Source organism: Pseudomonas sp. LBUM1669 (assembly GCF_059695705.1).
In genome coordinates, this window is sequence record NZ_CP166784.1 from 4,727,084 (window position 1) to 4,750,533 (window position 23,450).

22 protein-coding genes are annotated in these 23,450 nt (G+C 58.3%); 13 read left to right on the top strand and 9 right to left on the bottom strand.

Annotated elements, in window-relative coordinates; genetic code table 11:
* The 3 genes from flgB to ACA051_RS21920 all read right to left on the bottom strand — a co-directional run bounded on the left by flgB (position 1) and on the right by ACA051_RS21920 (position 2,573).
* Positions 1-408 carry a flagellar basal body rod protein FlgB gene (gene flgB / locus ACA051_RS21910; protein WP_010457156.1) on the bottom strand — a complete coding sequence of 136 codons (408 nt, stop codon included), beginning with the start codon at positions 406-408 and terminating at the stop codon, positions 1-3.
* A gap of 358 nt (positions 409-766) precedes the next feature.
* Complete coding sequence (gene cheR / locus ACA051_RS21915) at positions 767-1,594, bottom strand: protein-glutamate O-methyltransferase CheR (protein WP_010457158.1); 828 nt, start codon at positions 1,592-1,594, stop codon at positions 767-769.
* Positions 1,595-1,640: 46 nt separating this feature from the next.
* Positions 1,641-2,573, bottom strand: a complete 933-nt coding sequence (locus ACA051_RS21920; RefSeq protein ID WP_497304679.1) for a chemotaxis protein CheV — start codon at positions 2,571-2,573, stop codon at positions 1,641-1,643.
* Positions 2,574-2,655: 82 nt separating this feature from the next.
* Here ACA051_RS21920 and flgA point away from each other — a divergent pair, with 82 nt between their 5' ends.
* The 4 genes from flgA to ACA051_RS21940 all read left to right on the top strand — a co-directional run bounded on the left by flgA (position 2,656) and on the right by ACA051_RS21940 (position 5,264).
* Entirely contained in the window at positions 2,656-3,417 is a 762-nt protein-coding gene (gene flgA / locus ACA051_RS21925; protein ID WP_497371898.1) for a flagellar basal body P-ring formation chaperone FlgA, read from the top strand.
* 165 nt (positions 3,418-3,582) lie between these two features.
* Positions 3,583-3,909 carry a flagellar biosynthesis anti-sigma factor FlgM gene (gene flgM, locus ACA051_RS21930; protein WP_109633993.1) on the top strand — a complete coding sequence of 109 codons (327 nt, stop codon included), beginning with the start codon at positions 3,583-3,585 and terminating at the stop codon, positions 3,907-3,909.
* 48 nt (positions 3,910-3,957) lie between these two features.
* Positions 3,958-4,425, top strand: coding sequence for a flagella synthesis protein FlgN (locus ACA051_RS21935; protein ID WP_497304682.1), 468 nt, complete (start codon positions 3,958-3,960; stop codon positions 4,423-4,425).
* Between the two features lie 92 nt (positions 4,426-4,517).
* Complete coding sequence (locus tag ACA051_RS21940; protein ID WP_497304684.1) at positions 4,518-5,264, top strand: flagellar brake protein; 747 nt, start codon at positions 4,518-4,520, stop codon at positions 5,262-5,264.
* 65 nt (positions 5,265-5,329) lie between these two features.
* On the opposite strand, the gene ACA051_RS21945 is transcribed toward ACA051_RS21940, so the two are convergent.
* The 4 genes from ACA051_RS21945 to ACA051_RS21960 form a co-directional block, all read right to left on the bottom strand.
* The gene (locus ACA051_RS21945) at positions 5,330-6,706 is read right to left on the bottom strand and encodes an MFS transporter (RefSeq protein WP_497371900.1); all 1,377 of its coding nucleotides are present in this window, start codon (positions 6,704-6,706) and stop codon (positions 5,330-5,332) included.
* 70 nt (positions 6,707-6,776) lie between these two features.
* A complete protein-coding gene (locus tag ACA051_RS21950; protein ID WP_497310644.1) occupies positions 6,777-8,018 on the bottom strand; it encodes a glutamine synthetase family protein in 1,242 nt (413 codons plus the stop codon).
* A gap of 201 nt (positions 8,019-8,219) precedes the next feature.
* The gene (locus tag ACA051_RS21955; protein ID WP_497304687.1) at positions 8,220-8,912 is read right to left on the bottom strand and encodes a sensor histidine kinase; all 693 of its coding nucleotides are present in this window, start codon (positions 8,910-8,912) and stop codon (positions 8,220-8,222) included.
* Complete coding sequence (locus ACA051_RS21960) at positions 8,909-10,513, bottom strand: response regulator (RefSeq protein ID WP_497304689.1); 1,605 nt, start codon at positions 10,511-10,513, stop codon at positions 8,909-8,911. The genes ACA051_RS21955 and ACA051_RS21960 overlap by 4 nt, the downstream gene beginning before the upstream one ends.
* A 204-nt stretch (positions 10,514-10,717) precedes the next feature.
* Between ACA051_RS21960 and ACA051_RS21965 the strand changes: the two genes are divergently transcribed.
* Entirely contained in the window at positions 10,718-14,866 is a 4,149-nt protein-coding gene (locus ACA051_RS21965; RefSeq protein WP_497371902.1) for a CheR family methyltransferase, read from the top strand.
* A gap of 1 nt (position 14,867) precedes the next feature.
* On the opposite strand, the gene ACA051_RS21970 is transcribed toward ACA051_RS21965, so the two are convergent.
* A complete protein-coding gene (locus ACA051_RS21970; protein ID WP_497304693.1) occupies positions 14,868-15,407 on the bottom strand; it encodes a hypothetical protein in 540 nt (179 codons plus the stop codon).
* Between the two features lie 317 nt (positions 15,408-15,724).
* Here ACA051_RS21970 and ACA051_RS21975 point away from each other — a divergent pair, with 317 nt between their 5' ends.
* Positions 15,725-16,936, top strand: coding sequence for a site-specific integrase (locus tag ACA051_RS21975; RefSeq protein ID WP_497375618.1), 1,212 nt, complete (start codon positions 15,725-15,727; stop codon positions 16,934-16,936).
* On the opposite strand, the gene ACA051_RS21980 is transcribed toward ACA051_RS21975, so the two are convergent.
* The gene (locus ACA051_RS21980) at positions 16,929-17,465 is read right to left on the bottom strand and encodes a hypothetical protein (RefSeq protein ID WP_497371904.1); all 537 of its coding nucleotides are present in this window, start codon (positions 17,463-17,465) and stop codon (positions 16,929-16,931) included. The genes ACA051_RS21975 and ACA051_RS21980 overlap by 8 nt on opposite strands.
* Positions 17,466-17,581: 116 nt before the next feature.
* Here ACA051_RS21980 and ACA051_RS21985 point away from each other — a divergent pair, with 116 nt between their 5' ends.
* From ACA051_RS21985 to ACA051_RS22015, 7 genes are all read left to right on the top strand, one after another.
* Complete coding sequence (locus tag ACA051_RS21985; RefSeq protein WP_122683291.1) at positions 17,582-17,782, top strand: helix-turn-helix domain-containing protein; 201 nt, start codon at positions 17,582-17,584, stop codon at positions 17,780-17,782.
* 385 nt (positions 17,783-18,167) lie between these two features.
* Positions 18,168-18,458, top strand: a complete 291-nt coding sequence (locus ACA051_RS21990) for a hypothetical protein (protein WP_477746841.1) — start codon at positions 18,168-18,170, stop codon at positions 18,456-18,458.
* Positions 18,455-18,727, top strand: a complete 273-nt coding sequence (locus tag ACA051_RS21995) for a DUF3077 domain-containing protein (RefSeq protein WP_477746842.1) — start codon at positions 18,455-18,457, stop codon at positions 18,725-18,727. The genes ACA051_RS21990 and ACA051_RS21995 overlap by 4 nt, the downstream gene beginning before the upstream one ends.
* Positions 18,724-21,630 carry a DUF927 domain-containing protein gene (locus ACA051_RS22000; RefSeq protein WP_497371907.1) on the top strand — a complete coding sequence of 969 codons (2,907 nt, stop codon included), beginning with the start codon at positions 18,724-18,726 and terminating at the stop codon, positions 21,628-21,630. The genes ACA051_RS21995 and ACA051_RS22000 overlap by 4 nt, the downstream gene beginning before the upstream one ends.
* A 93-nt stretch (positions 21,631-21,723) precedes the next feature.
* Positions 21,724-22,668: a chromosome segregation protein SMC gene (locus tag ACA051_RS22005; protein ID WP_497371909.1), complete on the top strand. Its 945-nt coding sequence runs from the start codon at positions 21,724-21,726 to the stop codon at positions 22,666-22,668.
* Complete coding sequence (locus ACA051_RS22010; protein ID WP_497371911.1) at positions 22,631-22,819, top strand: hypothetical protein; 189 nt, start codon at positions 22,631-22,633, stop codon at positions 22,817-22,819. The genes ACA051_RS22005 and ACA051_RS22010 overlap by 38 nt, the downstream gene beginning before the upstream one ends.
* A gap of 68 nt (positions 22,820-22,887) precedes the next feature.
* Positions 22,888-23,253, top strand: a complete 366-nt coding sequence (locus ACA051_RS22015; RefSeq protein WP_497371913.1) for a histone-like nucleoid-structuring protein, MvaT/MvaU family — start codon at positions 22,888-22,890, stop codon at positions 23,251-23,253.
* Positions 23,254-23,450: the final 197 nt, after the last annotated feature.

A 23,450-nucleotide genomic window follows, 5' to 3' on the forward strand; every position in this document is an offset into this window, starting at 1 on the left:
TTACTCTCCGCGCAGGGCTGACATCAGCCCTTTGAATTTGCTGTTGAGCAGGGTGAAGCTGGCCTGGAAGCCGACGGCGTTTTCCGCGTAGTTCGACTGTTCCAGTTGGGCGTCCACGGTGTTCTGGTCGATCGACGGCTGCATCGGCGTGCGATACATCAGCGACTCGTCGCCATTGCCCAGGCCTTCGGCCTCGATATGACGGTTATTGGTCATGTTCAACGCAAACGTGCCACCCTTGGTTTTCTCGTTCTGTGCGGCGAGCACTTTGGAGAACTCCAGGTCCCGAGCCTTGTAGTTCGGGGTGTCGGCGTTGGCGATGTTGTTGGCCAGGACTTCGGCACGCTGTGCGCGGAAGCCAAGGGCTTGTTCGTGGATACCGAGCGCTTTATCGAAGCTGATGCTCATGTCGGGAAACCTTCGGGTGACCTGATTTTTCGTAACAGAGACATAGCAAGCGGCGTGCCAATTCAAAAAAGCCCGGAAACCGGGGCTTTGCGGGCAGTGGCAAGGCGGCAATGCCAGAAAAGCGGCAACCGATGTCCGCCGCCTGCCGCTTTTCTGCCGCTTATCTCTGGCAACACCGACAACTGTAGGAGCGAGGCTTGCCCGCGAAGGCGGTGTGTCAGACAGCATCATCATTGACTGACCCACCGCCTTCGCGGGCAAGCTTCGCTCCTACAGGGGGTGCGGCGCTCGTGGGAAATCATCGGGCAAAAAAAACGGGAGCCCCTGAGGACTCCCGTTTTTTGATGCTGCCAACCCATCACTTCGCCTGGTAAATGATCCCCGGGCTGCACTGGACCATCTGGTAATGATCCGGCAAACCGTTCAGCGCTTCGGAGGCGCCCAGGAACAGATAACCGCCCGGCTTGAGCGTGCTGTGAATGCGCAACAGGATGTCTTTCTTCACCTCGGCGGAAAAGTAGATCAGCACGTTGCGGCAGAACACGATGTCGAACTTGCCCAGGGCTGCGTAGCTGTCCAGCAGGTTGAACGAGCGAAACTCCACGCGGCTTTTGATCGGCGCTTTGATGGCCCAGCGTCCCGGCCCTTTGGGGTCGAAGTAACGCTGAAGGCGCTCGGGCGACAGACCACGGCCGATGGCAAGGCTGTCGTACTCGCCGGTCTTGCAGTTGGTCAGCATGGTGCCGGACAGATCAGTCGCGACAATCTGCGCACCCATCTTCAACTGCCCCATGTTGACCCGCTCGAACTCATCGATGGACATCGACAGCGAATACGGTTCCTGACCCGACGAGCACGCCGCCGACCAGATCCGCAGACGCTGGCCGGGGGCCGCCTTGATCGCTTCGGGCAACACCTTGTTCTTCAAGACTTCAAACGGATAGGTGTCACGAAACCACAGGGTTTCGTTGGTGGTCATCGCATCCACCACCATCTCGCGCAAACCGCTGCGCGGCTGGGTCTGGATGCGCTGAACCAGCTCACCCAAGGACTTGATGCCCTGCTGCTCCATCAGTTTGTTGAGACGGCTCGAGACCAGGTACTGCTTGTTTTCACCGAGCAAAATGCCACAGGCTTTTTCCAGGAATACCCGGAACTGTTCGAAATCCAAATTACCCGTAGACAAAGATGCCGCCTCTTAAATCGTGTTAACCACCAGGGGCAGAAGGCCCCTAGCTGATATCTGCTGCTTTGATCCGGTCAACTACCCGGGATGCCAGGTCATCAGGACGGAATTTGGCAAGGAAGTCATCCGCGCCGACCTTCTTGACCATTGCCTGATTGAATACACCCGACAACGAAGTATGCAGGATGATATGAAGCTTTTGCATGCGCGGGTCGTTGCGGATCTCGGCCGTCAGGGTGTACCCGTCCATCTCCGGCATCTCGATGTCGGAAATCATCATCAGGAACTCTTCTTCCGGCTTCTTGCCCTCATCGACCAGCTTGCGCAAGTAATCCAGCGCTTGCCTGCCGTCGTTCAATGCCACCACTTCGACGCCGACCGTTTGCAGGCAACGAGTCACCTGCTTGCGCGCCACCGACGAGTCATCGACCGTCAATACCCGCAAGGACAGCGCCTTGTGCTGGGTTTCGACATCCACCACGCCGACCGAAATCGCTTCCGGTGTCGGCGCCACTTCCGCCAGCACTTTCTCGACGTCGATGATTTCGACTAACTGATTGTCGACCCGAGTCACAGCCGTCAGGTAATGATCGCGTCCCGTGCCCTTGGGTGGCGGATGAATCTCCTCCCAGTTCATGTTGACGATGCGCTCCACCGATCGCACCAGGAAACCCTGGGTCTTGGTGTTGTACTCCGTGATGATCACGAACGGTTTGCTTTGATCTTTAAGTGCCCCGGAGCCGGTCGCCATTGCCAGATCAAGAATCGGAATGGTCGCCCCCCGGATATTTGCCACACCGCACACGACAGGACTGGACTTGGGCATCAGGGTCAGTTTGGGGCATTGCAGCACTTCCCGAACCTTGAACACGTTGATCCCATACAGCTGCTGACCGTCGAGACGGAACAACAACAGCTCAAGGCGATTCTGCCCAACCAGTTGCGTGCGCTGGTTTACTGCATCCATTACACCAGCCATGCACAGACTCCTACACCAACGCTTAAGTGTGTTGCGACGCACGTTCATTGCTAAACGGCACGGCGCTTGCTTTTTAACTCTTATGAACACAGAACCGACATTTTTCCGACGCCTGACATCAATGACCCGCAAATTGCTTTGCGCGATGTCGGCCGTCTGCCTGTTCAACGCTGGCAGCCCTGCCCTTGCTGACGCGGTTACCTTGCCTGACATGCTTATCGGCGTCACTCAGGGCTTTCTTGAGTTCACCGTAGAAGACTATTTGGCCACCAGTCAAACGGAAGGACGCTACGAAATCGAGGTCAACCAGCTCGATCCGCGACTGCGCATGCCCATGTGCGACAAGGAATTGACAGCCACCCTGGAGAGCCCGGCGACCCCGATCGGGCGGGTCACAGTCAAGGTCCGCTGCGACAGCACATCACCCTGGACAGTCTTCGTACCCGCTCAAGTCCGCCTGTTTCGGGACGTTGTCACCACCACTCGGCCGCTCAAACGCGCCGGGGTCATCGAGCCCGGCGATGTCATGTTGCGCGAGCGGGATATCAGCTTGATCAACCAGGGTTATTTCACCTCCCTGGAACAGGCTGTCGGGCAGAAACTTACCCGACCAACGGTCGCTAATCAGGTCCTGACGCTGGTCCATCTCGAACAGGCGGAAGTCATCAGCAAGGGCGATCAAGTGGTGATTACCGCCCACAGTGGTACGCTCAGCGTGCGTATGCCAGGCGAGGCGCTGTCCAATGGCGGCCTGCGTGAACAGATTCGTGTGAAAAACCTCAACTCCCAACGGGTCATCAAGGCGCAAGTCACCGCGCCGGGCCAGGTGGAAGTGGCCATGTAGTACGATCTGCTGGTGAAAGATGGCGCGCCGCCCGGCTGTTCCCTAAACTGTGCCGCAGGCAGGACAAGCGCTGGCGCATGCAAGCTCATTGATAAATGGGCCTAAAGTTTTCGCAGGGAGAGCCGAAAACATGGCAAGCGTCCAAATACCCAGAGGTTTTTTATCATGGTCATCGATTTCAGCCGTTTGAACAGCTCCTCGTCACTTACCGGTAGTACGCGTACCAGCACCGCGAAGGAAACCGCCGAAACCGGCAAATCCGCGCCGCTGAATACCCCGGCCGAACAGGCCAGTACAGCCAAAAGCGGGGAATCGGTACACCTCAGCAATGAGGCTCAACAGTTGCAGAAGGTCACTGACAAGCTGCGCGATCAGCCTGCCGTCGACAACGCCCGCGTGGCCGAGTTGAAAGCAGCGATTGCCGATGGCAGCTATAAAGTCGACAGCAACCGTGTAGCCAGCAAACTGCTCAACTTCGAAGCCCAGCGCTAGGCCACGGCCTGCGCCAGGCTTTTGGACGCTTAAACCCCAAGGCCAGCCATGCACGACACTAATTTACTGCAACTGATCACCGACGACTTTGCTCCAGCGCAATACTTGCTGGAGTTACTGCAAACCGAGTCCCTCGCCTTGCACGGTCGCGACATGCCGCTGCTCGAAGATATTCTGGCGCAGAAACAGGCAATGATCATTCTGCTTGAACAGCATGGCCGCAAGCGCAGTGAAATCCTCGCCAGCCTGAATCTGCCGACCGATCGTAGTGGCCTGGAGCAACTTGCCAGCCAGTCGAGCATCGGCGATCAATTGCTGGAACAGAGCGAGAAACTGACCGATCTGCTGGCTCAATGCCAAGCGGCCAACGTCAATAATGGCCAGTCGATCCTGGTCCAGCAGGCCGCCACGGCCAATCAGCTGAAAATCCTCACCGGCGGCGAACCGCCAGCGCTTTACGATGCCCGCGGATCAACCTCCAAGCTAGCGAAGCCGCGCCCGCTTAGTCAGGCTTGAGCCTGTTAATGAGCACGCTCTATCAAGACGCCTCACATGCTGGCAGTATGCTGGCAAGTCGCAGTCATATTTTGTCTGGAGAATGATGAACCGTGTTCAATGCCTTAAACGCGGAAGATTCTCCGCAGCCACCCAAGGTGCTATCCACGCCGATGGAGATCGCCGGTAACCTGCGGCAGCTGCAAGAGAGCCATGACCCGCTGATCATCACGTTCCACGAACGTAACCAGCGCTTCCAGAGCTATCTGGTAGACGTCGACCGTGACGGCAACATGATTGCCCTGGATGAGATGGTCCCTCGCGATGGCGAACGCTATCTGCTGGCCGGCGAATCATTTCGGGTTGAAGGATTCCACGAGGGCGTGCGCATTGCGTGGGAAAGCAATGGCACGCTGACCATCGATGAGTCCGGTGGCGGTCGCTGCTACCGTGGCACTCTCCCCGATGAAGTGGTCTACCACCAGCGCCGCAATGCCTTCCGGGCTGCGTTGAAGCTGGCGCAACTGGTGGATGTCGAACTGGGCGGTGAAAAGCTCAAGTTCCCGATCAGAGGCAAGCTGCTCGACATTTCCGCCACTGGCTGCAAGCTGCGCTTTGAAGGTGACATCACCGCCAGGCTGCAATTGGGTCAGGTCTACGACCGCTTTATTGCCGACCTGCCCTTTGGCAGCATGACCGCGCCAGTGGAACTGCGTTATCTGCACTTCGAAGAAAGGATCTCCACCACCTTCGCCGGCATCCGCTTTCACAACATGAGCGGACTGGTGCAGCGCCAGGTCGAACGATTCGTCTATCAGCTTCAGCGTGAAGCGCGCCGCTTCGACAAAGACGACATGTAATACGGCACTTTCAACAAAAAACGGGCAGTCCCTCGCGGTGACTGCCCGTTTTTTTATGCGCAGGCTTAAGGCCTGGCCTCGGTAAAGCTTTGCTCGCGCCCCGTGTCCGGGTCTTCTGGTGGCGGATCGGTTTCGGGATCTGGCTCTGGCTCTGGTTCAGGCGCAGGTTCTGGGTTGATCGGGTTTTGCATCTGATCCTGCACCACTTGCTCATCGACCCGCGGATCAAGGCACGCCACCAGCGGCGAACTCGACATGCTGTCCGGCATGGCCACGTGATGCAGCGGCGCATCTTCGACCTGGTGCAGGTTGGTGACGGCTTTCGGGCGAATCCGCCACACCAGCACCAACGCGAAGAAACTGAAGAAGGCATACAGCATGTGGCTGCCAAACAGCTTCATCAGGACCCCGGCCACCAACGGCCCGATACTGGCGCCAACGCCGTAGGTCACCAGCAACATCGCGGTCAGGGACACGCGACGATCACCTTCGACGTGGTCATTGGAGAACGCCACGGCCAGCGGATACAGGCAGAACATCACCAGCGAACAGAAGAACCCGGCAACAAACAGAACCTCCAGCGGCACCTGCTGCATGATTGCCAGAGGTAACGCGGTCAGGGCCAGGACCACTGCAAAACAGCGGATCAACAACGCCCGGTCATAACGGTCGGAGAGCCAGCCCAGCGGCCACTGCACCAGCAGCCCGGCAAAAATGCAGCTACCCATGAACAGACCGACCTGCTCGGTGGACAGCCCTTGCTGCGAGGCATACAACGGCGCCAGACCGTAGAAGGAGCCAATGATCAGCCCCGCCCCCAGCACCGTGCTCAATGACTGCGGCACCCGCTTGATGAAGAAGCGCGGCTCCATTGGCGCGGGATGCAGCGGTGCCGGGTGAATCCGCCGGGTCAGTGCCACCGGCACCAGGCACAGAGCGAAGCACAAGGCGACCAGCATCAGCAATTCCAGGCCCAGCGCCGGGTGCATGACCAGAATCAGCTGACCCAGCACCAGCCCCAGATACGAGGCGATCATGTAGCCGCTGAACACCGCCCCACGCTGTGAGGCTTCGGCCTGCTCATTGAGCCAGCTCTCGATAACCATGTACTGGCACATCATGCCCAGACCGACGATCACCCGCAGAAAAATCCAGGCAGGCAGCCAGTCGATCAGGCCGTGGCCGAGCACCGCCGCACCAACAATCCCCGCGCAGGCTGAATAGGCCCGAATATGCCCAACCCGGGCGATCAGTCGGTGACCGATCTTGCCGCCCAGCACCAGGCCGAAATAGTTGGCCGCCATCAACGCACCGACCCACAAGCTGTCGACGTTATCCGCCGCCAGGCGCAAGCCCAGGTACGTACTCAGCAAGCCTGAGCCGATCAACATCATCAGCGAGGCAAAATAAAGCGCTCGAAAAGGTTTCCAGATTTGGCGCATCGGCGTTCCGAGCGGCTCCTTGCGGTAAGAAACGGGCTATCCGAAAAGATAGCCCGAAGACGAAAGGTCGTCAGGCCTGGGCGGCCAGGACACGGCGCTCCCAGGGCGTAATTTCATCAAAGAAGCTGGTCAACTCCATGGTCTTCGAAGCGACGTAGCCTTCGATGAACTCCTTGCCGAACAGTTCCCTCGCCAATTGGCTACGTTTCAGACGCTCAAGAGCGGCATGCAAGGTACACGGCAATGAAAGATTATCTGGCACCTCGAACTCACCCTGGATCGCCTCACTCGGCTCCAGTTCGTTTTCAATGCCATACAAACCGGCGGCAAGACTGGCGGCGATCGCCAGATACGGATTCGCGTCGGCCCCCGGCAAGCGGTTTTCCACCCGACGAGCGGCCGGCGAACTGGCCGGAATGCGCAATCCGGCGGCACGGTTGTCGTGGGACCAGCAGGCATTGTTCGGCGAAGCAAACGGATGGCACAAGCGCTGATAGGAATTGACGTTCGGCGCAAACAGCGCGGTGAAATCCGCCATACCGGCCTGCTGGCCACCAATGAAATGCCGGAAGGTCGCCGTCGGCTGACCGGCCTTGTCGCTGAACACATTCCGTCCGCTGCCGATCTCGACGATGCTCTGGTGAATGTGCATCGAACTGCCCGGCGTGTGCGCCAGCGGCTTGGCCATGCACACCACGGTCAGGCCGTGCTTGAGCGCGACTTCTTTGAGCAGATGCTTGAACAGGAACGTCTGGTCGGCTAGCAGCAACGGATCACCGTGCAGCAAGTTGATCTCGAACTGGCTGACGCCCATCTCGTGCATGAAAGTGTCACGCGGCAAGCCCAGGGCCGCCATGCCGGCATAGACTTCATTGAAGAACGGCCGCAAACCGTTATTGGAACTGACACTGAACGCCGAATGCCCCTCCTCGCGACGACCGTCCAGGCCCAGCGGCGGCTGGAACGGTTGCGTCGGGTCGGGATTGGGCGCGAACACGAAGAATTCCAGCTCGGTCGCCACCACCGGCGCCAGGCCCAGCGCCGCGTAACGGGCAATGACCGCCTTGAGTTGGCCACGGGTCGACAACTTCGAGCTTTCGCCGGTCAGTTCATCGGCGTCGCAAATGGCCAGTGCCCGCGGTTGCTGGCTCCAGGGCAGGCGGTGGATGTGCGCCGGGTCAGGCACCAGCGCCAGGTCGCCATCATCGCTGCCGTAAAAACGTGCTGGCGGATATCCGCCCATGATGCATTGCAGCAGCACACCCCGCGCCATCTGCAAACGCCGTCCTTCGAGAAACCCCTCGGCGGTCATTACCTTGCCACGGGGCACGCCGTTCAAATCCGGCGTAACACATTCAATCTCATCAATGCCCGTCAATCGCTGCGCGAGTGAACGCTGGCCATCGGTTGTCATGACGCAATCCTTTGTAATTGTGCGAGCCGCGAACGGCGACCCGTACAAAATAGGCTCCGCCTGTTCGGAATATCAAGCAGCGCCACACAAAAAGAAACGTCACGGCAAATAGAGGCTGAATACCCCGCCGCCCAACGGGCCGCCGTTGCTGATCCGGGTGCGCCCACCCACGCCATTGCGCTGGTGCAACGCGGCAATCCGCCCGGCGAAGTACAGGCCCAGGCCGGTGCTGCTACTGCTGTAGTTGATGCCCTGCACATAGTCCGCCTGAAGCTCGATCATCTCCGCTGGATAACCGTCGCCATCGTCGTTGACGGTCAGCACCAATTCGCCGGCCTCGTCGCCGACGCTGATCAGCAACGACTGGCGGGCGTAACGAATGGCGTTGTTGATGCAGTTGGCCAGCACCGAGGCCACCAGCTCCCGGTCGAAGAAACCCAGGGGGCTCAACGGGTCGACTTCATAGGTCGCGACGATGCCCCGACTGGCAAACACCTCTTGATGGCAAGCCAGTTGCGCCTCGAGGAAATCATCCAGCTCATGGTAGGCCGGCTGCAATGGCAGTTGATTGACGCCCAGCTTGTACAGCCCCAGCAACTGCACGAGCATGCCGTTGAGGTGAGCGAATTCGTACTCGATGACGCCCTGCTCCGGGCTGTGCCGCTCTGGATCGGGCAGGCGGGCCAGCCATTGGCTGTGGGCCTGCATGAGCATGGCCAGCGAGTTCTTCATGTCGTGCACGGTGGAGGCAATCACCGTCGAGAAATCCAGTGTCGTGTTGTCTTGGCTCATCCGCTGAACGCCTTGATTTTCAGTTTCTGGTAGCGCGGATAACGCGCGTCGGTGTCGGGCATCATGCCGACCAGTTTCAGGCAGGCCCGGCATTCATCGAGTTCGGCCGACGGTACGCTGGTGTCCGTGCCGTGCAGCAGCGACTGCGCCATGTTCAGCGCGATACTGATGTTCTTCGGTTGCATGTGCAGGGCCTTGCGAAACACCGCCCGGGCTTCGGCCAGGTTGCCGGTCTTGTACACCTGCACGCCTTGACGGTTGAGTTCGGAAGCCGCGTTGCTCTGACTGAGAATCGTCGGGTCATCGGTCAGTTTGGCGATCCCTTGCATCACCATCGGATCGTCACCGTAGATTTCCGCACAGTTTTTCAACATCGACGCGCCGGCGCTCGCCTGGCCGAGCATTTGCAGCTGCTTGGCCACCAGCAGCGCCGCTTCGGCGCTCATGAACTGCTCCATGCCATCAAGGCGCATCATCGCCTGCTCGGTTAGCTTCTCGGCGGTTTCGGCGTCGTTGAGCAACAGGCTGGTGGCTTTCATCAGGCGTGCACGAATCTGCAGGCCGGGATCGCTGGGATTTTCCTTGGCCACCAGACTGAGGGTCGTGTTGATTTCCAGTCGGGTGCGGGTATCCAGGCCTTTCTCGCTGCCTTTGCTGATCAAGGCATGGGCCAGGCCCAGGTTGCTTTCGGCATCCTTGAAGCGCGATTGAGCGCCTTGGGACACGGCCTGGCGATAAGCCTTGGAGGCCGTGTCGAAATCTTCGTTGGTCATCGCCAGTTTGCCCAACAGCGCTTGCCGGCGCACCGCCAGCGGCGACAGGCGAATGGCTTCTTCCAATACTTTCTGCGCGCCCTTGGTATCCCCTTCGACCACCAGCACGTCGGCCATGCCGTCATACAGCGCCGGCATCATCGGAAACACTTTCAGGGCTTTTTCGTAGATGCCTTTGGCCTGGCTGACCTGGCCGCGCTTGAACAGCAACTTGCCGAGCCCGGCAAACGCCCACGGCAACGGGCGATCGGCAATGATGCTGTCGTAGAGGCGCTCCAGCGCTTCGTTCTGATTCAGGTCGCGCAAGGCGTCCGCGCGGTAACGCAGGCACAGCGGCGAATAACGGATGTCCTTCTTGCACAGCTCGATGCAGGCGTTGAGCACTTCGAGCGGTTTGCCACGATCGAGCGCTTGCAGGATCGGCTTGAGCAGGTTCTTGCGTTGTTCCAGGCGCTCCAGGCGCTGGGCCAGGCCGGAACGGTTGAATGGCTTGGTCAGATAAGCGTCAGGTTCGTGTTCCAGCGCGCTGAGCACCATGGCCTGGCTGGTTTCGGCGGTCACCATGACAAACACACTTTCATGGCTGATCAGCTTCTCGATCATCAAGTCTTCGAGGACTTGCTGACCGTTCTTCTTGCCGTCGCCGAGGTGGAAATCCTGCAGGATGAAATCGTAGGCCTTCTGCGAACACATACGCAGCGCCTGCTCCCCGGTGTCCGCAGTGTCGACGTCCTTGACCCCCAGTTCACGCAGCATGGACCTGACGGAACTGCGGAAATCCGAGAAATCATCGACGATCAGAAAACTCTTTTGGTGATACGACAGCATCGAAGATTTCCAGGCAATTTGAGTAGAAGACCATGACCGTTCGGGTTATCGGCCAGGAGTGCCGTTCCCTTGAGAACTCCGGCTAATCAAGTGTCTCTAAATATTTGAAGGTGTTATTGAAAAACGGGATTATCCTGCTTTATTGACGCGTTTTTTATAACCGCAGCTCTCAATAGACCGAAGTCGCCGGCAAAGGCAGAAGAAATGACCCGCACCCCCCAGCACTCGGCCCCAGCTCCTGAGCGAACGGCCCTGAAGCCCAGCACCCTGGAATTTCCAGTGGTTGGCATTGGCGCGTCGGCGGGTGGGCTGCAAGCCATCAAACTGTTTTTCGAGAACATGCCGCATGACAACGGCATGGCGTTCGTGATCATTCTTCACCTGTCGCCCGATCACCAGAGCATTGCGGACAAGATCATCCAGGAATCGACCCGGATGCCAGTCCTGCAAGTCACCGAAACGGTGCCGATCGAAAAAAACCACGTTTATGTCATTTCACCGGCTCAGCGGCTGACCATGAACGACGGTGTGCTTGAAGTCAGCAGCAACGACCCGCGCGAGACTCGACACGCCTCGATTGATCTGTTCTTCCGCGACCTGGCTGAAGTCCACCGCGAGCGTGCCTTCTGCCTGGTGCTGTCAGGCAGTGGCTCCGATGGCGCGGTCGGGCTGTCGCGCATCAAGGAACACGGCGGCATCACCGTGGCCCAGGCGCCGGAAGATGCCGAGTTTGACGGCATGCCTCGCGCGGCCATCGAAACCGGCAATGTCGATCTGGTGTTGCCGGCGGTGGAAATGCCGCAAAAACTGCTGGAGCTGTGGCACAACTCGCAGGAAATCAACCTGCCCACCGCCAACGACCCGGAACTGCAGACCTTCGCCTCCGTGTCCGAGCGGGACGCGGTGCTCGCCGAACAGATGTTGCACGACATACTGATCCAGTTGCGCACCGGCACCGGTCATGACTTCAAGCACTACAAACGCGCGACCGTGTTGCGGCGGATCGAGCGCCGGATGCAGGTCACGACCCAGCCAGACCTGGGGGCTTATTTGCGCTACCTGCAAAGCAATCCCGAAGAAACCAAAGCCTTGCTGGGCGACATGTTGATTGGCGTGACCAACTTCTTCCGTGACCGCGAGGCTTTCGAAGCCCTGGAACGGGACGTGCTGCCGCAACTGGTCAGTGCCGCCGTGTCGGCGCAGCCCGAGAAGGAAGAAATCCGCGTCTGGTCCGCTGGTTGTTCCACGGGCGAAGAAGCCTACAGCCTGGCGATGCTGCTCAACGATCAACTGCAACTGGACGCCAGCAAAGCCTCGATGCAACTGTTCGCCACCGACATCGACGAGCGCGCCATCAGCGTCGGTCGAGCCGGTCTGTACCCGCAAGCGATCGTGACCGATGTGCCACCGACGCGCCTGCGGCATTACTTCCTTAAGGAAGACGACCACTACCGGATTCGCAAGGAGATTCGCGAAAAGGTCCTGTTTGCCAAACACAGCCTGTTGTCCGACCCGCCCTTCTCGCAAATCGACCTGATCGTCTGTCGCAACCTGTTGATCTATCTGGATCGCGAAGTGCAGCGTGAAATCCTGCAGATGTTCCACTTCGCACTGCGTCCGGGCGGCTTCCTGTTCCTGGGCTCTTCCGAGAGCGCGGACGCTTGCCACGAGCTGTTCGCCCCGGTGGACAAACGCAACCGGATCTTCCGCGCCAAGACCGGCACCACCAGTAGCCGACGCACCCCGACCATGCCGCGTGGCGGTTACGTGCGCACCGATGTTTCCCGTGAGACGCCGCAAAACGCAGTGCAGCGCAAACTGTCCTTTGCCGACATTCATCAGCGCGCCCTCGAACGCGCGGCGCCGCCGAGCATGATTGTCGATGCCAACGCCGACATCCTGCACATGAGCGAAAGCGCCGGACGTTTCCTGCGCTATGTGGGCGGTGAGTTGTCACGCAACCTGCTGACGCTGATCCTTCCCGAGTTGCGCCTGGAAATCCGCACCACACTGTTTCAGGTCCAGCAGAGCGGTTTGGTGGTGAAATCCCGCGCGGTGCCGATCTCCCGTGACAACCGGCGCTACAAGGTCGACCTGATTGCGCAGCCTTATAAGGACGAAGAGTCGGACGGCGAATTCGTACTGGTGATTTTCGAAGAGGCCGAAGTCGATCCTTCCGAGCAAGCCGCCACCCTGCTGCAAACCGAAAACCAGGTGCTGTCCAACCTTGAACGCGAACTGCAACGCACCAAATTGCACTTGCAGGACACCATCGAACAATCGGAAGTCTCCAGCGAAGAGCTCAAGGCTTCCAACGAAGAAATGCAGGCGATCAACGAAGAGCTGCGCTCGGCCACTGAAGAACTGGAGACCAGTAAGGAAGAACTGCAGTCGATCAACGAAGAGTTGCTGACGGTCAACTACGAGTTAAAAACCAAAGTTGAAGAAACCGACAAGATCAACGACTACCTGACCAACCTGATCGCCTCGACCGACATCGCCACGGTGTTCGTCGACCGCAGCATGCGGATCAAATGGTTCACCCCGCGCGCCACGGACATTTTCAGCATGTTGCCGGTGGATACCGGGCGCTCGTTGCTCGACATCACGCATCGCCTGGATTACGACGACCTGACGCGTGACGCGGCACTGGTGTTCGAGTCATTGAACATGATCGAGCGCGAAGTCAGCAGCACCGACAACCGCTGGTACATCGCCCGCCTGCTGCCCTACCGCTCCAGCGAAGACCACATCGATGGCACGGTGCTGACCTTCATCGACATCACCAAACGCCGGGAGGCCGAAGAAGAACTGCGTCTGGGCGAAGAGCGCATGCGTCTGGTGGCCGAAAGCACCCGTGATTACGCGATCATCACCCTCGATGAACAAGGCGTGATCACCAGCTGGAACAAAGGCGCCGAGTTGATTTTCGGCTACAGCAAGGCCGAGGCCGAAGGCGCTTATTACGATTTCATTTTTCCGGCCGAAGACCGCGCCTCCGGCGTGCCCGAAACCGAACTGCTGGCCGCGCGCACCCATGGCCGCACCGAGGACGAACGCTGGCATCAGCGCAAGGACGGCAGCAAGTTCTATTGCAGCGCCGAGGTGACCCTGCTCAGCGGCGACAACCTGCAGGGCTACGTGAAAATCGCCCGGGACCTGACCGGCCACCAGCGCCAGCACGAAGCACAGAGCCAGGAGCTGGCCGAGACCCGCAACACCAACTACCTCAAGGATGAGTTCTTCGCGGTCATGTCCCATGAGCTCAAGCATCCGCTGAACCTGATCCAGCTCAACGCGGAACTGCTGCGCCGCCTGCCGGCGACCAAGTCTGTGGCTCCGGCCGCCAAGGCCGTCAACACGATCTGCGATGCCGTCAACAGCCAGGCCCGGATCATCGATGATCTGCTGGATGTTGCACGCGTGCGTACCGGCAAGCTAAAGCTGCAACCGGTGGCCGTGGACCTGGGCAGCGTGCTACGTGACATCCACAACGTCGTCCTCAACGAGCGACACGAAACCACGGTGAAGTTGCAAGTGCCTTCGCGGCCATTGATGGTTCATGCAGATCCGACGCGCCTGGAGCAGATCATCTGGAACCTGGTGAACAACGCACTGAAATTCACCCCACCCACCGGGCAGGTGCAACTGGTCGCCAGCCAGGATGGGAACAGGGTGCGACTGGACGTCATAGACAACGGCACCGGCATCGCCGCCGAGAACCTTGAGCACGTGTTCAACCTGTTCGGGCAGGCTGAAAAGCAGCATGCCACCCACAACCGTGAAGGGCTGGGGATTGGCCTGTCGCTGGTCCGCCAATTGACAGAAGCACAACGGGGCTCGGTTGAAGTGAACTCACCCGGGTTGGGCGCAGGTTGTACGTTCAGTGTCTACTTGCCGATGGCCAAGACTGATGGTGAAGCTCAAGCGGGCGCCCAAGTCGACGAGAGTGCCGGAAGGCTGAGCGGTTTGACGATCCTGCTGGTCGACGACTCTGCCGAGGTGCTGGAAACCTTGAAGATGTTGCTGGAAATGGAAGACGCGCAAGTGATTGCCTTCGACCGTCCGGTGGCCGCTCTGGACGCCGCAAAAGGCACGCACTTCGACCTCATTATTTCGGACCTGGGCATGCCGGTCATGAACGGTCACGAGCTGATGAGTGCATTACGCCAACTACCACTCCTCAAGGATGTACCGGCTATTGCCCTGACGGGCTATGGCACCAACAGCGATATACAAAAATCCAGACAATCGGGCTTCGACCAGCACATCGGCAAACCGGTGTCCTACGATGACCTGATCGAAACCATCGAGGCACTTCGGCGCTCTTCGAGTTTATCGATCGGCAAATGAGTCACCGCAAATAGGCGCGTTGCACGCTGACGCGCCGATCAATCGCCTGACGGAGTCGCTCCTTGTGATCCGCCCAGACAGTGGGATCGACTTTGGTTGCGCGCATCAGCTCAAGCATCGCGGCTTTGGCAGCAAGGTATTCCGACCAGGCGTCTGCGGAACGGATCTTCAAACGCTCCCGGTCAGTCATTTCCATCCGCCGCAGCGCCAATGTCGGCTCATCGGTAATCACCGTCCCCAAGGTCAACTGCACCCGATGCGGCGCGACAAACGCCTGAGTGTCCGCCACCAGCGCTCTCGCCCGCTGAGCGCCCCACTTCAACGCTGCGAAGTAATACTCGCCCACCGTCCTGTCGTGAAACTCCTCGCAAATCGCCCAGCCACTGTCAGCGTAAATACCAATGAAGACCTGGGTGACACCCTCATGACTGACCCGCGCCTGCACCTCGACCTGCACACCATCGCTGAGCACTTCTTCATGGGTGTGGAGAGGTAGCCGGGTGTTGGTCCATAACCAGAAATGTGCGCCTCTGTGTCGCATTGCTTCGCTCCCGGAGTGGTACGAGGAGTAAGGCACAGCAATGACGGACTTGCCATGTAGATCGTCGGGTTGACCGGGCACAAAAAAGCCCCGCCGGAGGATTTCTCCGGCGGGGCTTTGTCACAGCGCGATGCTGAAAATCAGTGGTGTCCCAGGGCAGGTTCGAACTGCCAACCTTCCCCTTAGGAGGGTCAATTTAGAAGCTGCCAGGCTTGATCAAGACCAGCAATTACTGGGGTTTTCGTCCGGTTGCGTCCATGAAAACGGTCCCGTATAGTTCTTTTTGCTGCCACGGTGCTGTCACGGAGCTGGATCGCTTGAAAACGAAGATTACTCAAAAGCTCATCAATGGACTGCCCTCTGAGCCTAAGGCTTACCGCGTGCATGACACTGTGCAGCCAGGCTTGTTCATCCGCGTGCTGCCGAGTGGGCATAAATCGTACATGGTCACCTGGGGCCGCAACAAGAATGCCACCCTCGGCCGCGTCGGAGTGGTTACGCTTGATCAGGCGCGCACCGAAGCGGCCCAGTACCTCGCTGATGCGCACGCCCATGGCGAGCCGTTGGCCGTTGCTCAGGGGAGGCAAGGTGCCGCCCTCCCCTCCTTGCGCCAGTTCATCGACGACACCTATATGCCTTGGTTCAAAATGCACCACAAAGGGCATGAGAAAACCCTGCACACGCTCGACAACAACTTCGAGGCGATCATGTCTCAGCGTCTCGACTCTATTACTGGTCGCGATTTTGAGCAGATCCGTACCCGATGGATGCAAGCCGGAAACAAGCCATCGACAGTGAATAGAAAAATGGGCTCGATCAGCGGCGTGTTCAGCCGGGCCGTTGAATGGGAGTACATCGCTACGCATCCACTGGCCAAGCTGAAACAACTCAAAGTCGACTCAATGGGCAAGGTTCGATATCTGGACCAGGATGAGGCCAAGCGCCTGCGCGAGGGTTTGGACGCGCGCCAAGATGAAGCGCGGGCCGAGCGCGAGACTGCGAACAAGTGGCGGGCAGACCGTGGTAAAGATCAACTGCAAAGTTTGCTGGAGCTGCCCTTCACTGATCATCTGAAGCCCATGGTGCTGGTGTCGCTGAATACCGGCATGAGACGAGGTGAGCTGTTCGACTTAAAATGGTCAGCGGTGAGCTTCCCCACCAAGACGATTACCGTTAGCGGCTCCACCACCAAAACAAGCGACACGCGGCATATCCCGATGAACAAAGAAACCTTCGGTGTGCTGGACAATTGGAAGAAGCAGGTCGGGAAGTCTCGATACGTCTTCCCAAGTCAGGCCGGTGGCCGCCTGGAGGATGTTAAAAGTGCCTGGCTTAATCTAATGGTGCGTTCCAAAATCGAGGACTTCCGCTGGCACGATATGCGTCACGACTTCGCGTCACGCCTGGTAATGGCCGGCGTACCGCTCAACACGGTACGGGATCTGCTTGGGCACGCCGACATCAAGATGACCCTTCGATATGCCCACTTGGCGCCGGAAACAAAAGCCGCGGCGGTTGAGCTCATTTAGCCAGAGATTGAGCCCGCATACTTTTGTAATCGGAATAGCCCGGCTGAAGCGGCTTATTGTTTGCAAGAAATCTTACATATTCCTCAACAATTGGCCATTCCTTCTCTACCAAGGCAAGGTTCACCCGGGGCTGCATTCGCGGCTTGAACCCAAACTTATCTGTCGAACCGTTCAAATCCCCGAAAACATCGAACTCGCCATCGAAATACTTATCGTCATTGATAAACATAGCGACCGTCGATAATTCCTCTCCGGCGAAATCAGGCCCGAGCGTTCCTGCGCGTAGCTTATAGAGAGTTTCATTTTCCGACCAGATTGAAGTGAATGCGACCATGAAACTGATTTTTTCCAGCTTTTGCGGAGCTTTAAACGGGTTCGTGATGGTTCTGTCATTCATCCCATTCTCAAGGCATGACTCCAGGATTTTCACGATTTTCTCGTTGCGTGATGCCGCCAGCAGTTCAAGCGCAGCTTTAAGGTAGGGATCGACCCTAGCCGATAGAACAACCTTCTTCGAACGATTTGCCATTTACTCGCCTCACGATGTCTACAAACTTTTTGCTTGCAGATGATGTTACTTACAAATAGGATGTTTACGTCAGGACTAGTATCGTACAGTCCGCCCCATCGTTCAAGGACAAGCTAATGAACAACCCCGAACACATCGCACCTCTTGCAGTTAGCGTTGAGGACGCTGCCCGCGTGGTTGGCTATTCAAGATCAGGAGTTTATGAGCTCATCGCTTCTGGCGACCTTAAGGCTTTCAAACTCGGGCGGCGTCGTCTGATTTTGATGACTGAGCTCAAGGCTTGGATTGAACGCGCAGCAAAGGAAGGCGCCCGGTGAACGCGGTAGCGGTCGAGGGGGCAATATTGGCTGGGATGCTCCCTAGAAGACTGGCCCTAGGACTGGCTTTAGTAGAAAGAAGTGTCGAGCCAGTGTTCGTACCACTGACTCGACTGTCGCACAGCAAATCTGAGCAGACCACAATGCAACCGCCAAAGCATATCACCATCCATTTGATAGACCATAAGGGCGTGATCCTTGATAGGCACAGCTTGTCGAAAACGACACGTTTGATTGACCTTGAGGCACTCCGCTGTCGTGGCGTCTCTAGAGTGGAAGTACCGCGTGCTATCCCCACTAAGCAAGATACGGACTCCGCTGAATGGGCAGGCTACAGCGCTCAAAAAAACAAAAATGAAGACTTTGGAATCGCAGGGGTGCATCAATGAACAATGTCCTGAGTTTCACCCTGCCCGAAGATCTGCTCTGCGTAGACAAAGGCGTTGAAGCCGGTGTGCCGATCGACGCTATCACCTGCGCAATTGCACGCGCTGACTCGGTGTTGACCCTACTCGAAGACCACTTTGAAAGCGAAGGCGACAGACCTCGCTTAGCCAATCACGTACTGGCTGCGGTTATTTGGGACGTGCGCGGCACCTTGGGCCTCATCAAAACCCTCACGCTGCATGGTGACGCCTCCTCTGTTCCTATGGAGCAGAAAGGCGGTGCGCTATGACGCCACCCACCACACTTGGCCGAGCTGCGTTTACACGCGTGAACGCTACTAATCAGAAGCTGTTTCGAGTCAACGCCGGTATACCGGTCGAAGATGCGCTGGAGATGGCTTCGCAATTCCAGCAGCACGCCAATCAGCTCTCTTTTGAAGCTGCCATGAGCGACCACGGCGAACGTTTCAGTTGGCCTGCTCTGTACCTGGGCGAGATGGCCAAAGCCCTGATCGACGACATCAACGACGCGCTATTTGCGTCAAGGGTCGACACATGACCCAACACAAAAATACCACCAGTAAACGCCTAAGCTTCGCCGACGTAAAAGCCGCCGCGCTCAAAGACATTGATCGTATCCTGTCGCACTGGCTGCCCAACGGTAAGCGCGTGGATGGCGGCAAGGAATACACCGCCCCGAACCCGACCCGCAGCGATAAGCGCGCCGGTTCGTTAAAAATCAGTTTGAGCAAGGGCACCTGGTCTGACTTCGCCACCGGCGACAAGGGCGGTGACCTGATCGATCTGGTGCGTTATCTGGACGGCGGCACCGACGTCGAGGCCTGCAATAAGTTGGCAGATCTGCTGAACGTATCGCCCGGCGGTGCCCAAGCAAAGCCAGCGCCCGCCAAGACCAAAGCACCTGAGTGGATTGCCATTCAGCCAATCCCGGCCGAGGCCATGAACAAGTGCCCGGCAAAGCATCGGCAACACGGCGCACCGTCCAAAGTGTGGATCTACCGTGATGCGCAGGGCCAGCCGCTCATGGCCCTCTATCGCTTCAACTTGGGCCCGGATGAAGACGGCAAACCGCGCAAGGTGTTTGCACCGTTGACCTGGTGCCAACGGGCCGACGGTCAAACGCAGCAATGGCGCTGGCAGGGTCTACCAGATCCGCGCCCACTGCTGCGTCTTGATGAACTAGCCCAACGCGCTGACGCACCGGCCGTCCTGTGCGAAGGTGAGAAAGCCGCCGACGCCGCCACTGAACTGCTTCCGGGCTACGTGGCCACCTGCTGGCCGAACGGCTCCAACTCCTGGCACAAAGCCGATCTGACACCGCTTAAGAGCCGCGACGTGCTGTTGTGGCCGGACAACGATGACAGCGGCAAAGCCTGCATGGAAGCTGTCGCAGACAATCTGCGTGAAATCGGTGCCGCCTCAATCCGGTTCATCGCGTTGGACGTATTCAAACGCAAGCCCACGTTGAAGAACGACCTCACCGCCTTCGCCAAAGGTGGTCAATGGGATGATGGCGACGATGCGGCCGATGCGCTCGCCAAAGGCTGGACATCTGCCCATCTCGCCGAGCTGGAAAGCAGCGGTGAACTGTTCGGTTTGGCTGTGGAAAAATCGGAGCCTGAGCAGGCCAAAGCCAAGCTGGAACCGAAGGCAAAAGCAGCTGCCAAGCGTCCCTCGAAGCCAAAAAATGACCTGGTGCCCAGCGGCTTTCGCCTCACGTCCGAAGGTGTGTTTTATGCGGGCGATGACGGCGAATCACGCCCAGTGTGTTCGCCTCTGGAAATACTCGCCCGTACCCGCGATGACAAAGGTCAGAACTGGGGCCTACTGGTCGAGTTCGACGATCCAGACGGCGCCAAAAAACGCTGGAACATCCCGGCGCGCACCATGACCGGCGACTTCGGCAAAGACGTGCTTGGCCCGCTGGTGGACATGGGTCTGCGTCTCGCCGGTAGTCGCTCCGGACGCAATGCACGCAATGACCTACAAAGTTACCTCGGCGGCTTCGACAGCGCGCAACGGGCACGACTGGTCACCCGCTTGGGCTGGCACGACAGCGCCTTTCTGCTGCCAGAGCAACAGGTCGGCGCACACAGCGAACACCTGCACTTTTACGAGGCGGGTTGTCAGCTTCCGCCGATCAGCGAAGCAGGCTCGCTTGAGCAATGGCAGGAGCAGATCGGCGCACTGTGCGTCGGTAACCATCGTCTGACGTTTGTCGTCGGCGTGGCCTTTGCCGGCCCACTGCTGCACATGCTCGGCCATGAGTCAGGCGGCTTTCACTTGTACGGCGACAGTTCAGGCGGCAAGACCACGCACCTGCAAGTCGCCGCTTCGATCTACGGCGGGCCGCGTCTGGTGCGCTCCTGGCGCTCCACCGACAACGCGCTGGAATCCATCGCCGCCGCGCATTCCGACGGCCTTTTGGTGCTGGATGAAATCGGCATGTGCGATCCGCGCATCATCGGCGAGACGGTATACATGCTGGGCAACGGCACTGGCAAGGCACGCGCCAATGATCGAGGGCAAGCAGGCCGACAGGTACAGGAGTGGCGTCTGCTGTTTCTCTCCACCGGAGAGAAGACGCTGGCTCAGCACATGGCCGAAGCCAACAAGGAGCTGAAAGCGGGCATGGAGGTACGCATGCTCGCCGTTCCGGCCGATGCGAGCAAAGGCCTCGGCATGTTCGACGCACTCAACGGCTTCGAGGATGCGGCTGCACTGGCCGACGCGCTCAAGGCGCGGGTAGCGAAGTATTACGGCACTCCACTCACCGCTTTCCTCACTGCGCTGTGCGAACCGGGCAAACGTCACGGTTGGTCCGCCATCCTGCGTCGCACGCTGGAAGGGTTTATCGCTCAGTCGCTACCGGCCTCGGCCAGCGGACAGGCACACCGGGCAGCCGCTCGTTTCGGCCTCGCGGCGGCAGCGGGTGAGCTGGCCACCGCCATGGGTATCACCGGCTGGCCGGATGGAACCGCCACCACCGCCGCTCGCGTATGCCTCAACGCCTGGATGAACGAGCGTGGCGGCGCCGGTAATTTCGAGGGCGATGCGATATTGGCGCGGTTGCGCCAGGTCATCGAGCGCTTCGGCGAAAGCCGTTTCACCCGCTGGGAATCGGCGGCGGCAAAGATCGACGAACACGGCCCGCGCACCATCGACCGCCTCGGCTTTCGCAAGACGCTGGAGCACGGCTTGGGCGACTCCCTACACACCACCAATACCTACTACGTGCTGCCCGAGTCATGGCGCTCGGAGATTTTCCGGGGAATGAACATCAATGCTGTGAACAAGGAACTGCTACAGCGCGGCGCTCTAGAGCCTGGGAGCGATGGCAAGGCATATAGCTTGGTCCGTCTGCCCGGGCTCGGCCCGCAACGCTGCTACATCGTGAAGACGATTCCGGGAATGGATGAGAGCGAGGCTCGGGCTGCCTGAGGGCATCTCTGCTGATCGAGGTAGCGCCGGCTCATTCCCGGCCTCGCCAGCCACTCAACCAACCCACAATCGAATTGAACAGAGACTAAACAGATGAACGAGATTCAAGACCTGAAAGACCGTCGCGACCAACTGCTGAGCGAGGCAGAACGACTGCACGCCGAAATGCTGCCGCTTGAGGCCGTGCTGGAAAGTGAAGACCCCATCGAGCCGGATCGAAAACGCGAATTGCGGGATAAGTACAACGACCTGAAACGGAATTTCGATTCGCGCAATCTCAATGCCGACCTATTAGATAGGAAGATCAGTCGCCGTGAGAACCTCGCCAATTGCGATTCCTTGATGGCGGGTTACATCGAAGCGATGGATAACTGGAAAGCGGATGAACAGGAGCTAAACGAAAAGCGCCAGAGCCTCAGCACCCGTCTGGCACAGATCCAACAACAGGCGGTTGAGGACATGGCCAAAGCCCGTCAGGCCGAAACGGACGCAGCCACTGCGTACGCGCAGGCCGTCGCATGGGGCGACACCGAAGGCGAGCAGACCGCCAACGCCGACGCACAAAAGGCTGCGAAGAATCTGACAGCAGCCGCCGAACATAACCGTCGGCAACACCTGATCATGGCTGCTCTGGAGCAGGAGCTGGTCACCGTAGATAAATACATCGCCGAAGCACAAGAAAAGCATAAAGGGATAGAACGCACCGCTCTCTGGCTTTCGCAGACAGTACTGGAGGAGCAATGGAACGAGGCCGCAAAAGCGTTGTTAGAGGTGGGTGGCAAGCTGTGGGCCAACTACAACCTGCTGGGACATGACCCGGTAGGGCTTATGAAACTGGCCGTACCCGAGCGAGGCGAAAATCATGGGCGGTGGGGGTGGCACGAGCTAATAGACCGCTCTCGTCAATACAGCGCGCGGGACTTAGTCCAGCTCAGCAGTCTGCCAATACCGCGACAGCCCGAAGATGTGAGCAATCAAGAACAACGCAAGGATGAACACAATGAACAAGCCACTACAGAACAGCGCGAGCTGGTCTGACACGCTCAGAACTCGGAAAGACCATCTGAATGCCTTGCTGAAAACCATCGACGCGCGTCCGGGTAAAACCAGTCAGATACAAACGCTGACCATTAACGCGATTAAAGCGGAAATGGCTCATATTGAAGGCCAACTGAATCGCCGGAAATAGTGCTGAACTTGTAACCAGCGCTACCATCCTAATAAACACGTACAGCCTCTCAGAACAAGGGAATCAAAATGTCAAAACTCGCAGAATACCGTCAGTTGGAAAAACATCTCGCCGAGCAACTCCAGGCACTGGAAGCACTGAAAGGCGATGATGGACTGAAGAAAGAAATGGAGTTCGAAACGAAGCTGCGCAAGCTGCTCGATCAGTATGGTTTCAGCCTGAAGCACATCATTAACCTGCTCGATCCACAAACCACTGCCCGACGCCAATCTGCGTCTCCGGCCGCCAGCACACGAAAGCCACGCGAACTCAAGGTCTACAAAAACCCGAATACCGGGGAAGTGATCGAAACCAAAGGTGGGAACCACAAAGCGTTGAAAGAGTGGAAAGCAGAGCACGGAGCGGACGTCGTCGAAGGATGGCTGAAGAAGTAAGACAGCTTCATCTGAAAAAGGGCCCAGACGGGCCCTTTTTAGTTACGACCTTTGACTCAAAGTGAATAATTTCGTCGTCAGCTCACAGCCTCCTGACGAATCTCCCATATCGTAGCTTTCCACTGCAAAGATCAAATACCGCTTTCGGCCAAGAGCAAAGGCTCGCCGCTCCCTTTAAGCCCCTACGTGCATGTGCG